The sequence below is a fragment of the Flavobacterium sp. S87F.05.LMB.W.Kidney.N genome, assembly GCF_004366435.1.
In the GTDB taxonomy this organism is placed as follows: Bacteria; Bacteroidota; Bacteroidia; order Flavobacteriales; family Flavobacteriaceae; genus Flavobacterium.
The window spans coordinates 1,143,940-1,160,251 of the sequence record NZ_SODX01000001.1 but is presented as its reverse complement, the minus strand read 5'-3'; the positions used below and the strand labels follow the sequence as shown (position 1 = coordinate 1,160,251).

Genomic DNA, 16,312 nt, shown 5'->3' with positions numbered 1-16,312 from the left:
TAAAAAAAGCTAAGTATTAGTAATACTTTTTTTGGAGTTATTCTATTTTTGTAAGAAACAACAATACATGATTAACAATAGACCATCAAAAGTGTTATTAATACTTTTATTCCCGTTTTTTTTATTCGCCCAAGTTGACAAAAATGATCTTAAAAAACTATCATATGATGATTTACACGATTTGTATTTTAAAAATATAGGTAATCAAAAGAAACAATTATTATATACAAATGCCTACATGGCTAAAGCAATAAAAGAAAATAGTAATATTAGAAAAGCCAGGGCCAATTACCAAATTGCGTTATTCTACTATCAATCCGACAGAAATAAAGCTATTCAATATCTTGATAGTGTTATCAAATATTCAAAAGAATCTAAAGATAAATTTTTCCCAGCAGCAGCTTATTGTGAAAAGGCAGATCTTTTAAAGTTTCAATTTAAGTTTAAAGAGGCAATGCTTAATTATAACAGAGCGGAGAAAGTGGCACTTCAAACTAATTTAGACTATTACTATGTAGTGAGAGAATATATAGGAATTACTAAATCAGAAGACTTGGGAGAATACAATGAAGCTTTAGAAATCTACAAAGAATGCTATAAGTATTACAAAACGAAAGATTTTAGATCTGAAAGATACGCCAAAGATTATCAAAGCATTATTTTTGGAATTGCAGATTGTCATAAATCTTTACAGAACATTGACTCCACAACATATTATAATAAACTTGGCTATAATGAATCTAGAATAACTAAAAATGAAGAATATCAATATCTTTTTATTTTAAATGAGGGTGCTAACCAAGTATTGAAACAGAATTACAGTTTGGCATTAGACAGTATAAACAAAGCACTGCCTAAGATGATAGAATATAATAACACAGGAAACATTTTAGCTGGTTACTACTACTTAGGAAAAGCCTACGATGGGCTAAGAAAAAAGACAAAAGCTGCAGAAAATTTCATTAAAGTAGATTCTATCTATAAAATGACAAAGGAAATAAGTACCGAGTTTGTAGATGGATATCCATATTTAATTACTTACTACAAAAAATTAGGGGATAAAGAGAATCAATTAAAATATATCACTGCATATATGTCAATCGATAGTTCTTTACAAAAAAATTACAAAGAACTAAATAAATTGGTACATAGAGAATACGATGTTCCTCGTTTAATATCTGACAAAGAAAATCTTATCACTACTCTTAAGAATGATGAAATAAAAACACATTGGGGATTAGGTGTTTTATTTTTAACGACCATCAGTTTAGGCGGTTTTGCTTTCTATGAGTATCGTACAAAGAAACAATATCGATCTAGATTTGAAAAAATAATAAATCAAAATCCCGTAAATAACATTAACGAATCTGAGATTGAAACTAATCCTAAAATTGATCCAACTAAAAGTGAAGAAATAGGTATCGCACAAGAGTTAGTAAATCTAATTTTGGAAAAACTTAGTTTTTTTGAAGATAATAAAGGATATCTGCAATCAAATATAACAGTCCAAATTTTATCCACCACATTTGAAACCAACAGTAAATACGTGTCAAAAATAGTTAATGTATACAAAGAAAAATCATTTACTCAATACATAAATGATCTACGAATTGAGTTTGCCATTAAACAATTACAGGAAAACAACAAGCTTAGAAAATATACTATTCAAGCACTTGCATTAGAGTTTGGTTTTAACAATTCAGAATCTTTTTCGACTGCATTTTACAAAAAAACAGGTTTAAAACCAACCTACTTCATTAAAGAACTGGATTCTGCAATATAGAACAAACCACTAATTAACAACTTATTAAACTCAGAAGTCGACTCGAAATTCAGGAATTTCGACAAGTATACTAACTTACTTTTCTATTATACAAAGTAGACTGATTACATTTGCAACAGTAGCGTAATTTAAAAACTTATTAAAGATGAAAATGAAAAAACAAAAAAAAGAAATACAGAAATTCAGTCTTGAGAAATTCGAAGTCGCAAAACTAAAAAACTTACATTTAATTGTTGGTGGGGGAAATGATATCGATGATCCAATCGATACAAATGATCTTAAAGGAAAAAAAGGTTCTTCTGAAGTTTGTAATAAACCATAAAACTAATTATCTAATTTCACTAAAAAAAGCATTTATTCAGACATGAAATTAATTAATAGTTTCTTGATTTTTTTCTTCATTTTTGTAAGTTGCAAATCTGCCAAAGAATATAAGAATTCTAACAGAATTCTAAATTCTGAAAACACCCCAAAAACAATATCATTAAATAATTGGTATCAAAAAGATTACCAAGAAGATACTATTTCCGGTATTTCACTAGATAAATGGTATCGCCTAAATAAAAAGAAACCAAAAATTAAAAATATTATTGTAGCTGTAATAGATACTCAAATTGATATAAATCATGAAGATTTAAAAGGACAGCTTTGGATAAACAACAAGGAAATTCCAAATAATGGAATTGATGATGATCAGAATGGTTACATAGATGATATTAATGGATGGAGTTTTACAGGTACTAAAAGTGGTGGTTATGTAGTCTGGAATAGATATGAATATGTTCGCATTCTACAAGAATGGACACCTCTATTTAAAGATAAAACAGAATCTCAAATTGATTCTAAAGATTTATACAAATACAATGAATATCAAAGAGCTTTAAAAAAATTTGAAGAAAAAGACAAGTTTTACAAAAATTGGTTAAAATCATTAGATCATAATGTCGCTATTTATCCTTTAGTCAAAGATACGTTAAAACATTTTTTCCCTAAGGAAGATTATACCTACAGACAATTGGATAGTCTCTATAAAAAATATAAAATAAATGATAAAAGATATCGACAAAGAAGAGATGACGGCGATACAGATTTAGGAGCGCTAATTTCTTATATGATGGTTAGTTTAGATGTTGATCAAAATTCTTTACAAGACATATTGGACCAACAAACTCAACTTGATTCTATAGTAAACAAAAACTTGAATATAAATTATAATGAGCGTCTTTCAATAGGTGATAATCCAAATATTTTAGAAAAAGGATATGGCAATAACAATGTCAGTAATAATAAGGTCGGACATAGGCCAATTCAAGATCATAACACAATGGTTTCGGGAATTCTCGCAGCCAACAGAAATAATGATATTGGAATAAAAGGCATAGCAGATATAAAAATTATGCCTTTAAATATATCTCCTTCAGGAGATGAGCATGATAAAGATATTGCAATGGCAGTTCGTTATGCCGTCGATAATGGAGCCAAAATAATTAATATGTCATTTGGAAAAGAGTTTTCCATGCATAAAGATTGGGTATCAGAGGCTTTTAAATATGCCGAAGAACATAATGTGCTTTTGGTGCACAGTGCAGGAAACGACAGTGAAGATTTAGACAAAGTAAGCCACTATCCTAATGATCAAAACTATGATGGTATCAGAGGAATCTGCAATAATTTTATTAATGTTGGATCAACTACTAAAAATTTAGGAGAAAAATTTGTTTCAGATTATTCTAATTACGGCAAACAAAATGTAGACCTATTTGCTCCCGGAGAAGATATTTACACAACTGGTGCCGGAAACATCTATAAGACAGATTCTGGAACTTCATTTTCTGCACCTATGGTAGCGGGAACCGCTGCTATAATCTGGTCTTACTACCCTACTCTTACCGCAAAAGAAGTCAAACAAATCATTATGGATTCAGGGACAGCTTATTCAATAGATGTAATATTACCAGGTACCGAAGACAAAAAAGTTCCGTTTTCTGAATTATCAAAATCAGGTAAAGTTCTAAATGTTTATAATGCTATGCTATTAGCCGAAAAAGTTAGCAAAAAGAAGGAATGAAACCAAAGTTTAAAATTTCTTCTTTTTCACAATATATACTGAGAACCCCTTTATTCCCCATTCCTTTTTATTTGCATCTTCTCAAAAATTATAATTGTGAAAAGGCAATTTCTATTTACAAAAATACACTAGTAAAAGAAGCGTTAAATCTAGCATCACCAGAACTGGTAAATGAGCTTAACAAATGGGAAAATTCTAAAGCTGATTCTTCTAATGAAAAATCAGTTTTAGAATTTACATTACTCAAATATATTGCAAGAATGTCTTCAAGATGCACGCCTTTTGGTCTCTTTGCTGGATGCTCGGTTGGGAAAATAGATGTCGAAAGCAATATAAAATTAGATTTACCTGAAAACCACAAAAGATTCACTCAATTAGACATGCAGTTCTGGGTAGCATTGCTGCAAAATATCACCAAACGAGAAAAAGCAATTTATAATTTAAAATATTTTCCAAATTCTTCTATTTATGAATTTGGTGATTTTTATAGATATATAGAATACAAATACATAAAGACAAAGCGCGAACATACTATTACATCCTTACGAAAAACTGAAGCTTTAAATGAGATAATAAATCAAACAAAATCAGGATTAACTGTAGACGAAATGGTTTCTATTTTAGCAGATGATGATTCTCAAAAAGAAGAGGCTCTAGATTTCATTATACATCTTATAGATTTCCAGTTTTTAGTAAGCGAAATAGAAGCCGCTGTAACTGGCTGTAACGATTTTGATCGCGTTGTGTCCATTTTAAAAAATATCCCAGATCTGGAAGAGGAATATCAATTTTTAAAGGGACTGAATAAACAAGTTTTAGATTTGGATCTTTCTCTGATTCCGGCAGAAAATCAGTACAAAGAAATCAAAGAAAATATTTTCAAAAAAAAGTTTGAATATGATGAAAAATATCTTTTACAAACTGATTTAAACATAACTTCTATAACAAATAGTTTAAATGCCGCTATTTCAGAAAAGGTTATCAAGGGCCTTTATTTTTTAAACGGTATACATCCTGCAAAAAAACCTCATAATCTCAAGATGTTTATCAAAGCATTTTCTGAAAGATATGAAACACAGCAAATGCCTCTTATGGCTGTTTTAGATACAGATTGCGGATTAGGCTATCCTGTAAATCATGAAATGAATGATTCGCATGAGATCCTCGAAGCTTTTACTTTTAAACGTAAAAAGAGCAAAAATGAGACTCAGAGCTGGACTTCATATGATTCTATTCTAGAAAAAAAACTTCAAGAGTGTCTTTCAAAAAAAAAGAACAAAATAGAATTACATGAAAGTGATTTTCCTTATTTTGATACTAATCTGGATCAGATTCCTGCTACATTCTCTGCAATGATTGAGATATACAGTAATCAAAAGCTGGCAATTGAATCTTCAGGAGATATTAGCGCAGCAAAACTCTTGGGCAGATTTTGCAACGGAAACACTGATATTCAAAAACTTACTAAAAAAATTATAAAAAAAGAACAAGAATACCATAATGATAAAATTCTAGCTGAAATTGTTCATATCCCTCAATCCAGAACTGGAAACATTTTACGAAGACCTGTTTTAAGAAATTATGAAATTGCCTATCTGGCGAATTCAGGTACTGAAAAAGAAAACACTATTGAGTTAAATGATTTATTTGTCTCTGTGAGAAACGATGAAATTAAACTCTATTCTAAAAAACTCAATAAAGAAGTTATTCCTTGTCTTTCAAACGCTCATAACTTTAGTACTAATTCACTGCCTGTCTATCATTTTTTATGCGATTTGCAGGGGCAGAATACAAGACCAATATCTAGCTTTAGCTGGGGAATTTTAGAGTCTCATTACAATTATTTTCCGAGAGTAGAATATAAAGAAATTATACTTTCGAAAGCGAAATGGCATATTGCTAAAGAAGAAATGGCTCCATTTTTTAAATTAATTGGTAAAGATCTATTGGAAGCATTCTCGCTTTGGAGAAGCAACAGAGGTATTCCATATCTCGTAAACTGGGTCAATTCAGACAATACACTTCTTTTAGATTTTCAAACAGAAATCGGAATTCAATTGTTTTTAAAGTCAGCTGGAAAGAGAGACAAAATTATTCTGGAAGAATTTCTATTTACGGAGGAATCTATTGTAAAAAATAATAAGGAAGAAGGATTTAGCAACCAATTTATATTATCATTTTTTAAAGAACAATTATAAATGCAGAGAAATTTTTGTTTAGGGAGTGAATGGCTTTACTATAAAATTTACACAGGAGCGAAAACAACAGATCTTATTTTACTTGAAAAATTATATCCTGCTATTTTACAATTAAAAAAGAAAAAAATCATTCAAAAATGGTTCTTCATTCGATACCAAGATAATGACACACATTTTAGAATCCGATTTTTATTGGAAAACAAAAAAGATCTATCAAAAGCGATTCATATACTTTATCCAATTCTGAATGATCTGCTTCAGAAGAATTTAGTGTGGAAAATTCAAACGGATACTTATAAAAGAGAAATAGAGAGATACGGTGAAACCACTGTTGAAGATTCCGAATTTTTATTTTGGAAGGATAGTGAAATGATGATTAAATATATTTCGCTAAAGAAAACATTTCAAAAAAAAGAAATGGCACTTTTATTTAGTTTTTGCTCGATCGACTCTCTTTTAAATTCTTTTTATTTATCTGCGTCAGAGAAGTTCGGTCTAATGCAAACTTTACAGCACTTGTTTAAGGAAGAATTTGAGGCAGATAAAATATTAAAAAAAGAACTTGATAAAAAATACAGAGAATTATCTAACGAAGTAAAGTATTATATAAAAGGACAAAATAGATCTAATATCCCTGATTTTTACGAATTAATCGAAGAAAAACAAAATCAAACCGCAGGGAAAATCTTAGAAATAAAAAATGCAATTCAAATCGATCTTTATGACTTTTTAGCAAGTCATATACATATGATGATTAACCGCCAATATACCTCTAACCAAAGAATGTATGAGCTTATTATTTATGATCATCTCTACAGATATTATAAAACTTTAAATTACGAAAAAAAACATTCCCTCAAAGCTAATACTACTTAAAATAAAACCTTGCCTTCTGATAATCAATTACTCTACTGGGAATTGTGTAACATCCTGCTGAAATTAAATACTTTCGAATCTTTTCTCATTTGTACCTTTAATAGTAATTAAAAACTATTCTATAATCAAAAAAAATACGTTATGGCAGAGATTAAAATTGAGAAAAAGAAGCCGATATGGCCATGGATTGCAGTAGTGCTAATCATAGCAGCGCTTGTTTACTACATATTTGTACAAGATCATGAAACTACAACTGAAAACAATGTAGAAGTTGAAAACACTACAAGTGGACAATAAACATTATTAAGAAAAAGCAGGAATTAATTGCTTTGTACATCTATTAAAGCTTTGTACAAGACATTTTTTACATATCTGCTAAAAGTTTGTTGCAGTTATATGCAGCATACATATGAATATATAATATTAAAAAAAGAATTTATGGAAAATAAACATAGAAATTTATACAGACTCGACGAACTTTCTGATTATAAGATTGCTTCCAATTATTCAGACGTAAGAGGATGGAAAATTGTAGATGCTGATAACCGCACTATAGGTACAATTGATAATCTGTGGGTTAATAAAGATATGCAGCGCGTTGTCTACTTAGACGTAAAAATCGATAAAACATTAATAGACGATAGCCGAAATGAAGTACACGATGCAATAGCAAACGACAATGGAAAGGAATTTATCTATCAAGATGGAGACAGTCACATTATTGTACCTATTGGATCTGTTAGCATTAATAAAGACACGAAAACTGTAATGGCCAATACCATAGGATATGATACATTTAGACATACAAGCAGATATAGCAGACAGCATAATTTTGACAGAAATTACGAAAGAAGTGTAATGAAATCTTATTATCCTGAAAATGATTCCAGCTTTCTATCAGATGATGATACTTTTTATAACCGCAGGGAATTTGACAGCAAATAGTACTGCGACTACATAAAATTTAAATTACAAAAGATCAAACTTTAAAAATGTTTGATCTTTTTTTTATGGATATTGTTGTTGCCTTTAGACCTAGTTGAACTCTTTCATTAGGACTTAAAAAAAACAATCCTAAATTTTTAAAGGAATATTCTTTCAAAACATATTTAAACCAATATTTTTTTAATATTCACAAAAATTGTCATATAATAAATATCATTTTTTTGATAAAAAACAATCAACTACTAATCAAACAAATACATTTAAATCAATCTCATTTATTTACCATTTACAACTGCAAAATTTGAAGTTATCAAAATGACAAAACATTTTTTTTCTAAAAGACACTTGTATATTTGAAAATTAGTTATAGTTTTGCACCCGCATTACAAAAGCAGGTCCGTTCGTCTATCGGTTAGGACGCCAGGTTTTCATCCTGGTAAGGGGGGTTCGATTCCCCCACGGACTACTTAGTCATAATAAAAGCTTCAGAGAAATCTGGAGCTTTTTTGTTTCTATTTAAAACAAAAAAAAGACCTTTTTCAAAAGGCCTTTTTCATATTAATATTTTGAGAAAAATTATGCTCTAAACAAAGCATATTTATTGTAGTTATACAAAACCTTATCATACGGAACATAAAGCGAAACAATCTTTTCTGTTGATTCATCAAATTTGATTCCGTTATGTTTTCTGAACAAATAAATCTCTTTTAAACAATTAGAAAGACTTTGGTGAATTTCACTTGTAAAAGTTGGCAGTTTTTTATCTCCAACCAAAAGGTCAATTTGATAATTTGAACTGCTTTTTGATAAGTTATTACCAATAATTCTTATTGTAAAAGTTGTTGACTTTCCGTATTGTTCACCTTGGTATTGTAGTGTCATAATTTCTGTTTATTAAGTGATTAATAATACCGACCATCAATCGGTTTTTGCTTCTTGGAATAGTTATATTAAAGTTATAAAAAATTTGGACAAACATAAAAAATCCTTTCTAAATTAAATGTTATTTTTTTTAATACCCTTTAAATTCTAAAAACAAAAAACCGTAACGAATTACGGTTTCAGCAATTAACTAAATATATTTAATCAACTTTTTTAACGAGTGTAAAATTCATTCATAAGCACGATTAATTTTGGGTAACTATTGTAATTTATTTTCAAGATTTATGGATTTCGACTGAATAAAACAAAAACTAGCGTATTGGTAAAAAATGCTAAAGTTCAATGATAGATTTTAGTTTTTAATTCTTCGACTAAATTATGCATTTCATAGATATAATGCACATAATGTCGACAAACTGTTAATAAGTAAATAATTAATACGATTTATTCTTCCTTTATTAAATAATAGATGTGAATTAATTTTTTGATTACATTTGACTAACTAATTCTAAAAACCTCATATTATGGAAATTAACTTCGTTGCACTTCTTTTAGCAGCAATTGTCACTCTTGTTGTTGGATTTATTTGGTATAACCCGAAAGTATTCGGAACGATCTGGATGAAAGAAAATAATCTTACTCAAGAAGAATTAAGAAAAGGGAGTATGATTAAAATCTTTGGATTAACATACATTTTTTCTTTAATGATTACGATGACTTTAATGTCGTTGACAATTCATCAGTCTGGCGCAGTGGGTATGGTTGGCGGACCACCGTTAATTGATAGTGCAAAACCATCATTCGCTGCTTTTATGGCAGATTACGGAATGGCGTATAGAACTTTCAAACACGGCGCGCTTCACGGATTTATTTCTGGGTTGTTTTTTGCGTTTCCGCTAATTGGGATTAATGGTTTGTTTGAAAGAAAATCTTGGAAATACATATTTATTCACGCTGGTTATTGGATAGTTACGCTGACTTTAATGGGCGGAATTATCTGCGGTTTCGCATAAATAAAAAAATATATAACCCGTTTGAAACCTAAAGTCAAACGGGTTTTTCTTAATAATAACTTAAAGAAAATGAGTTATTGCAAATATTATCTAATTTTGACGAAATTAGTTCACTCTCTTGAATACAAACTATTCTTTCCAGATTTACAAAAGCGCTTCATTACTGCCTGTAGAATGGAATTTGCTTGCTGCTGATAATATTTTTTTAACGCGAGAATATCTCGAAGTTCTGGAAAACTCTTCTCCAGTTAATATGACTTGTCATTTTATCGGAATTTTTGAAGAAGAAAAACTGATTGGAATTGTTTTAACGCAGTTTTTATTTGCCGAAAAACTAGAATCGTTTGGGGAGCGTGATAAATGCTTAAAAACATCTGTTCGAAATTTTGCTTTAAAGAATTTTGCATCGCATGTTTTATTCATTGGCAATAATATGCTTACTGGTCAGAATGCTTTTGTTTTTGATAAAAATATCAAGCAGTCAAAAGCTATTAAAACACTTCATAAAGCTATCAATCAGCTTAAAAAAGATTTAAAGGAAAGCGGAAAAAAAGTTCATATAACGAGTATAAAAGATTTTACTGCGAAAGAAATAGAACCTTTACAAGCTGAATTCAAAAATAACTATACGTTTTCGACACAGCCGAATATGATTTTTGAAATTCCTAAAAATTGGGAAACAGAACAAGATTATATTGATGCTTTATCTAAAAAATACCGTGACCAATACAAACGCGCCCGAAAAAAATCTGACGGTATCTTGAAACAAAAAATGTTTTTAGATGACATTAAAAAATATGAAGATGTTATTTATGACTTGTATTTTCACGTTGCCAAAAACGCTCCTTTCAATACTTTTTTTCTAGCTCGAAATCATTTTAGCTTTTTTAAAGAAATAATGGGTGAGAACTTTTTGCTATATGGTTATTTTTTAGACGAAAAATTAATTGGTTTCAACACTTTGATTAAAAACGGCGATGTAATGGACACCTACTTTTTAGGCTATGATGAAAGTGTACAGCGCGAAAAAATGCTGTACTTAAATATGCTGTACGACATGATTGCCTATTCTATTAAAAAAGGTTTCAGAGAAATTGTTTTTGCTAGAACGGCACTTGAAATTAAAAGTTCTGTTGGAGCAAAACCTGTAAAAATGTATGGTTTAATTACACATAGCAATGCATTGATTAACCATAACATTTCTAGGTTTTTTAATTATCTGGAACCAAAAACAGAATGGCAGGAAAGAAATCCTTTTAAATAATACACTTTACCGCTAAGGAACAGCCAATTTCATTTGCTTGTGCAAAATATGAATTTCTAAAGATTTCTGTGCCCCGCAATATTCTCCGTCAATCTGAAAATTTACTGGATAATCTGTTTCTATAGTGGCTTTGTCTGTTGAAATAATGACAATATCATCAGAATCGATTGGCATATTTCCCGTAATAATTTTTCCAATTAAAAGTAAATCCAGGCTTTTTAAAATTACCAATTCAAACTTTCCGTCATTCATAGAACCATTAGGATTTATGATTACTCCTGTTCCATATTTCTGCGAGTTGGCAACTACAATCATTCTTGCAACGTGCTGAACTGTTTTGTTGTTTGCCGTAATAGTTGCTACAAATGGTTCTTCTGCCTCTTTAAGAGTTGTAAAAGCTTGTAATGCATATCCCCAAAAACCCCTCACATCACTTTCTTCGTAGTTTTTTACCAAGTTTGCGTTTAAACCAAGATCGCTTAAATGAATACTTTTTTTGCCATTGATGCAAATCATATCCATTTCGATATAGTTGTTTAAAAAGGCTATTTTAAGGTTCTCTTCGATTCCGGCTGGAAGATCCAGATCTACCGAAAGTCCGTTTGCAGAGCCAGCTGGCAGAATACCGATTATGACGTCGTGATCTTCCATTGCTTCTGCAACCATTTTTATAGTTCCATCGCCTCCTGCTACAACAATTCGTTCAGGATTATGCTGCTTATATATAGTTTGTATTGCTTTTAAATCGTTTTTTCCTGTGGTTTCATAAACCTCCAGATTAAAATGATGTGTCGACGCAAATTCTTCAACAGATTCAATTAAATCCGATTTGTCTAGATCTCCAGATATCGGATTTACAATAAATAGTATATTCTTTTTCAAAATTTTATTTTTAAAACCAATTAATTTAAGTAATTTACAGTTACCTAAATATACGTAATTAATGAAACCAATTCTACAATTATATCGAGGTTATGCAAATGAGCAAGAATTAATTGTGATGGGGCATGTTTTAAGAAGAGAACACAATTACGATTTTGAAAAAAAGAAGTTAAAAAATGCCACCTCGATTCTCAAATTATTCCGAATAAAAACCATTAAAAATTTTGATGTTTATCTTCATTATAATGAGGAAATAATTCACACCAAAACTTTAGATGATGGTTATTTTAAATTTTGTATTCCGCTTGAAAAGGAAACGCATTTTGGCTGGATGCCTTATGAAGTAAGCCTGAAATACAATGACATAAAAACGAGCTGCAAAGGCAGTTTTATAAGACCCCATAAAGGCAAACTCGGAATTATATCAGATATCGATGATACTTTTTTGATCTCGCACACCAATAATTTCTTTAGAAAAATCTATATTTTACTTTTTAGAAATGTAAACGACAGAAAGGTCTTTAAAGATGTTGTTTCGCATTATCAGGCGTTGAGCCAGTCAGGAAGAGAGAATCCAGAAGAGGCAAATGCTTTTTTCTATGTTTCGAGCAGTGAATGGAATTTATATCGATTTATTGCAAAATTTACCCGAATTAATAAACTGCCAAAGGCGGTTGTGCTGCTTAAAGATATCAAAAGAGGAATTACGGATTTTTTTATGAGCGGAAGAGGGAATCACGATCATAAATTTGAAAAAATAAAACACGTTGTAGAATTCTACCCTACTCTCAAATATATTTTAATGGGCGATGATTCCCAGCATGATCCTGTATTGTATGAACGAATCTGCAAAATATTTCCCGTTACCGTGATCGCTGTTTACATTAGGCAGACTGGTAAATATCAGAAAAAAGAAGTTCAAAAAATTCTTAAAAACCTTGAAAGCCTAAATGTCTCAGTTTGCTATTTTAAAGACAGCAGTAAAGCGATTGAGCATTCGAGGTCTATTGGGATCATTAAGTAGTTTGTTTTAGGTTTTAGGTTTTAGGTTTTAGGTTTTTGACCAACTTGAAACCTGAAACCTGAAACTTTTTCTAGCCCAGATTGCAGTGGAAAGCCCGGAATAAAAAAAGCAAAAGTTTCTTGTTCTAAAAAAGCGACCAACGGAAGCTCTTTTTAGAACATTAGAAACTTTGCTTTTTTTATGAGGACTTGAAACGGAAAGCTGGATCAGCTCCCGAAAAATTATATTATGCACTAAAATTATCAATTTCTTCTTGAACGACTTCCCAATCTAAAAGTAACTGATCTAAATCTTTTTTCTTTTTGTTGTAAGCTGTAAAAAATGAGGCGTCTTCTATATGTTTATCATAATTAGAAGCCAGTAGTTTATCGTCGTGCTGAATGTCTTTTTCTAATTGCTGAATCTGGCTTTCGATTTTACTTAATCTGTTTTGAAGTGCTTTTCCTTTTTTCTGGTCTTCGTACGATGTTTTGTTATTTTCTTTTGGAGCTGTTGTTTTTACAACATCTTTTTTCTCAACCTCGCGCATGTTTTCTAGATTACGCTGTTCTAAGAAAAAGTTGATGTCTCCCAAATATTCTCTGATTTTTTGATCTTTGAATTCGTAAACGATGTTCGACATTCCTTGAAGGAAATCCCTGTCGTGAGAAACCAATAATAGTGTTCCTCCAAATTTTTGAAGTGCGGCTTTTAAAACATTTTTAGATTTGATATCTAAGTGGTTTGTCGGCTCATCCATCAGCAATACGTTGATTGGCTGTAACAGTAATTTACAAAGTGCCAAACGGTTACGTTCACCTCCAGAAAGTACTTTCACTTTTTTCTCCACATCATCTCCACGGAATAAAAATGAACCTAACATGTCACGAACTTTCATACGATTTGTATCAGTCGCAGCATCTTCCATAGTTTGTAGCAAAGTGATTTCGCCATCTAAGTATTCGGCCTGATTTTGTGCGAAGTAACCCAATTGAACATTATGCCCTAATTTGATGTTTCCTTCGTACTCAAACTCGTTTACAAGTGCTTTGATGAAAGTAGATTTACCTTGTCCGTTTTGTCCAACAAATGCAATTTTACTGCCTCTCTCTACCAATAAACTAATATCTTTTAGTATCGTTTTGTCTCCGTAGCTTTTGGTAACATTTTCTGCTTCGATTACTACTTTTCCCGGCTCTTTTGAAACTGGGAAAGAGATATTCATTACAGAGTTATCATCTTCGTCAACTTCGATTCTTTCTACTTTATCTAATTTTTTAATCAACGACTGCGCCATCGAAGCTTTTGAAGCTTTGGCACGGAATTTCTCGATTAATTTTTCTGTTTCTTCAATTTTTTTCGCCTGATTTTTTTGAGTTGCTAATTGCTTTTCGCGAATTTCATGGCGTAATTCTAAATATTGAGAATAGGGTTTATTAAAGTCGTATGCTTTTCCTAAAGAAATTTCGATTGTTCGGTTGGTAACATTATCCAAAAACATTTTATCGTGCGATACAATCACCACAACGCCAGGATAATTACGAAGAAAACTCTCTAACCAAATAATACTTTCGATATCTAAGTGGTTGGTTGGCTCATCTAGAAGCAATACGTCATTTGACTGCAAAAGTAATTTTGCCAATTCGATACGCATTCTCCAACCTCCAGAAAATGTTTCGGTTTGATTATTAAAGACTTCTCTTTTAAAACCTAAACCTAAAAGGATTTTCTCTGTATCTCCAACATAATTATAACCGCCTAAAAGCTCAAAGCGATGTGTATAATCAGATAAGTCTTCGATAATCTGGCTGTATTCTTCACTCTCATAATCGGTTCTTGTAACCAATTGATGATTGATTTCCTCTAATTTTTTTTCTACAATTTTGATCTCTGTAAAAGCTTCATATGCTTCTTCCAGCACAGTTCTTCCCTGCTCAAAATCAATATCCTGACGCAAAAAACCCATTCTGATATCTTTCTCTTGCGAAATAACTCCTGAGTCTGGTTTAAAATCTCCTGCCAGCATTTTAAGCATTGTAGATTTACCTGCTCCGTTTTTACCCACAAGACCAACTCGGTCTCCTGCACCTAAACGAAAAGTAACTTCTTCAAATAAATATGTTCCTCCAAAAGAAACCGAAAGATTGTGTATGTTAAGCATAATTTGAGCAAAAGATAAAGGCTGAAAAACCTTTATTTTATTAATAAAAAAAACAAAATGTAAATAAACTTAGGTTTTACAATTTTGAAAGTGCAAAAGTATAACTTTTAATTGAAGTTTTTACATTGAAAAACAATAGCTTTACAGTATTCGAAAACAAAAAACGGATTAAAAATTACGTTTAATTTTCAATCCGTTTTAAATTTTAATTTTTTAGGTTAAAAAACCTTTATTTATGCTTCTTTAGGTTCTGGCATTAAGATCGAAGCTAAAACCGAAATTAAAAGAACGCCTCCTATTACCAATAAAGAATAAATTGAATCTATATGATAGAATGGAGAAATGATCATTTTTATTCCGATAAATGATAAGATAATTGCCAAACCATATTGTAATTTGCTGAACAAGTGAATAAAGTTATCCAAAAGGAAGAACAACGCTCTAAGTCCTAAAATTGCAAAAATATTAGAAGTATAAAGAATAAATGGATCGCTTGATATTGCAAAAATTGCAGGAATAGAATCTACCGCGAATAGTAAATCTGTAAACTCAATTACAGCTACAACTACTAAAAGCGGTGTTGCTAATTTTTTTCCGTTTTCTATCGTAAAAAATTTGTCTCCATCATATTTATCGCTGACATTGAAAAACTTTCTAATCAATCTTGCTCCTCTTGTGTTGTTGTAATCTTCCTCATCATCATCGTCTCCAGAAGACCATGATTTAATACCTGCGTAAACAAGGAACAATCCGAAAGCGGTCATGATTAAGTTAATATCATATTTAAATCCTTCTAATCCTGCAAGACCTAAAAGTTTGTTTAAATAGGTAAGTTCGATTAAGAAAGCTCCAGAGAATATAAAAATAGCTCTTAAAACTAATGCTCCAATAATTCCCCAAAACAGAACTTTATGTTTGTTTTGATTAGCAACATCAAAAAACTTAAACACTAAAATAAATACAAAAAGGTTATCAACAGATAATGCTTTTTCAATCCAATAGGCCGATTGGAATTCGTAGAATTTTGCAGGTCCAGCAAAATAATACACTAAACCGCTAAAAAGCATTGCTAAACTAATCCAAACTAATGACCAAGTAATAGCTTCTTTATTTGTTACGACATGGCTTTTTTTGTTGAAGATTCCTAAATCCAGCAACAGCATGATGACTACTGCAACCGCAAAAACGATAATTAAACCGGGATGTTCCGAAAAAATTGGGTGTTGATTCATTTGAA

14 protein-coding genes and 1 tRNA gene are annotated in these 16,312 nt (G+C 30.8%); 11 read left to right on the top strand and 4 right to left on the bottom strand.

Annotated features, from left to right (window positions below):
- Positions 1 to 67 precede the first annotated feature (67 nt).
- The 8 genes from EDB96_RS05135 to EDB96_RS05110 all read left to right on the top strand — a co-directional run bounded on the left by EDB96_RS05135 (position 68) and on the right by EDB96_RS05110 (position 8,336).
- Positions 68 to 1,783 carry a helix-turn-helix domain-containing protein gene (locus EDB96_RS05135; RefSeq protein WP_134139517.1) on the top strand — a complete coding sequence of 572 codons (1,716 nt, stop codon included), beginning with the start codon at positions 68 to 70 and terminating at the stop codon, positions 1,781 to 1,783.
- A gap of 145 nt (positions 1,784 to 1,928) precedes the next feature.
- Complete coding sequence (locus EDB96_RS21010) at positions 1,929 to 2,105, top strand: hypothetical protein (RefSeq protein WP_166669268.1); 177 nt, start codon at positions 1,929 to 1,931, stop codon at positions 2,103 to 2,105.
- A gap of 63 nt (positions 2,106 to 2,168) precedes the next feature.
- Entirely contained in the window at positions 2,169 to 3,851 is a 1,683-nt protein-coding gene (locus EDB96_RS05130) for a S8 family serine peptidase (protein ID WP_166669267.1), read from the top strand.
- Positions 3,848 to 6,049: a lantibiotic dehydratase family protein gene (locus tag EDB96_RS05125; RefSeq protein ID WP_134139514.1), complete on the top strand. Its 2,202-nt coding sequence runs from the start codon at positions 3,848 to 3,850 to the stop codon at positions 6,047 to 6,049. Before EDB96_RS05130 ends, EDB96_RS05125 begins: the two co-directional genes overlap by 4 nt.
- Positions 6,050 to 6,925, top strand: a complete 876-nt coding sequence (locus EDB96_RS05120; RefSeq protein ID WP_134139513.1) for a thiopeptide-type bacteriocin biosynthesis protein — start codon at positions 6,050 to 6,052, stop codon at positions 6,923 to 6,925.
- Positions 6,926 to 7,066: 141 nt separating this feature from the next.
- The gene (locus tag EDB96_RS21005; RefSeq protein WP_166669266.1) at positions 7,067 to 7,222 is read left to right on the top strand and encodes a hypothetical protein; all 156 of its coding nucleotides are present in this window, start codon (positions 7,067 to 7,069) and stop codon (positions 7,220 to 7,222) included.
- A gap of 141 nt (positions 7,223 to 7,363) precedes the next feature.
- Positions 7,364 to 7,870: a PRC-barrel domain-containing protein gene (locus tag EDB96_RS05115; RefSeq protein WP_134139512.1), complete on the top strand. Its 507-nt coding sequence runs from the start codon at positions 7,364 to 7,366 to the stop codon at positions 7,868 to 7,870.
- 394 nt (positions 7,871 to 8,264) lie between these two features.
- Positions 8,265 to 8,336: transfer RNA gene (locus EDB96_RS05110), tRNA-Glu, on the top strand.
- Between the two features lie 110 nt (positions 8,337 to 8,446).
- Here EDB96_RS05110 and EDB96_RS05105 read toward each other — a convergent pair.
- The gene (locus tag EDB96_RS05105) at positions 8,447 to 8,752 is read right to left on the bottom strand and encodes a hypothetical protein (RefSeq protein WP_057117129.1); all 306 of its coding nucleotides are present in this window, start codon (positions 8,750 to 8,752) and stop codon (positions 8,447 to 8,449) included.
- 524 nt (positions 8,753 to 9,276) lie between these two features.
- Between EDB96_RS05105 and EDB96_RS05100 the strand changes: the two genes are divergently transcribed.
- Together EDB96_RS05100 and EDB96_RS05095 are read left to right on the top strand one after the other, a co-directional pair.
- Complete coding sequence (locus EDB96_RS05100) at positions 9,277 to 9,765, top strand: DUF1761 domain-containing protein (RefSeq protein WP_134139511.1); 489 nt, start codon at positions 9,277 to 9,279, stop codon at positions 9,763 to 9,765.
- A 118-nt stretch (positions 9,766 to 9,883) separates the two neighbouring features.
- Positions 9,884 to 11,029: a GNAT family N-acetyltransferase gene (locus tag EDB96_RS05095; RefSeq protein WP_134139510.1), complete on the top strand. Its 1,146-nt coding sequence runs from the start codon at positions 9,884 to 9,886 to the stop codon at positions 11,027 to 11,029.
- A 12-nt stretch (positions 11,030 to 11,041) separates the two neighbouring features.
- On the opposite strand, the gene EDB96_RS05090 is transcribed toward EDB96_RS05095, so the two are convergent.
- The gene (locus tag EDB96_RS05090; RefSeq protein WP_134139508.1) at positions 11,042 to 11,911 is read right to left on the bottom strand and encodes a diacylglycerol/lipid kinase family protein; all 870 of its coding nucleotides are present in this window, start codon (positions 11,909 to 11,911) and stop codon (positions 11,042 to 11,044) included.
- A 61-nt stretch (positions 11,912 to 11,972) separates the two neighbouring features.
- On the opposite strand from EDB96_RS05090, the gene EDB96_RS05085 reads away from it, so the two are divergent.
- On the top strand, positions 11,973 to 12,935 hold the full coding sequence (locus tag EDB96_RS05085; RefSeq protein ID WP_057117133.1) for an App1 family protein: 963 nt from the start codon (positions 11,973 to 11,975) through the stop codon (positions 12,933 to 12,935).
- Positions 12,936 to 13,161: 226 nt separating this feature from the next.
- On the opposite strand, the gene EDB96_RS05080 is transcribed toward EDB96_RS05085, so the two are convergent.
- Together EDB96_RS05080 and EDB96_RS05075 are read right to left on the bottom strand one after the other, a co-directional pair.
- Positions 13,162 to 15,075, bottom strand: coding sequence for an ABC-F family ATP-binding cassette domain-containing protein (locus tag EDB96_RS05080; protein WP_134139507.1), 1,914 nt, complete (start codon positions 15,073 to 15,075; stop codon positions 13,162 to 13,164).
- Between the two features lie 233 nt (positions 15,076 to 15,308).
- On the bottom strand, positions 15,309 to 16,307 hold the full coding sequence (locus tag EDB96_RS05075; protein WP_134139506.1) for a TerC/Alx family metal homeostasis membrane protein: 999 nt from the start codon (positions 16,305 to 16,307) through the stop codon (positions 15,309 to 15,311).
- Positions 16,308 to 16,312: the final 5 nt, after the last annotated feature.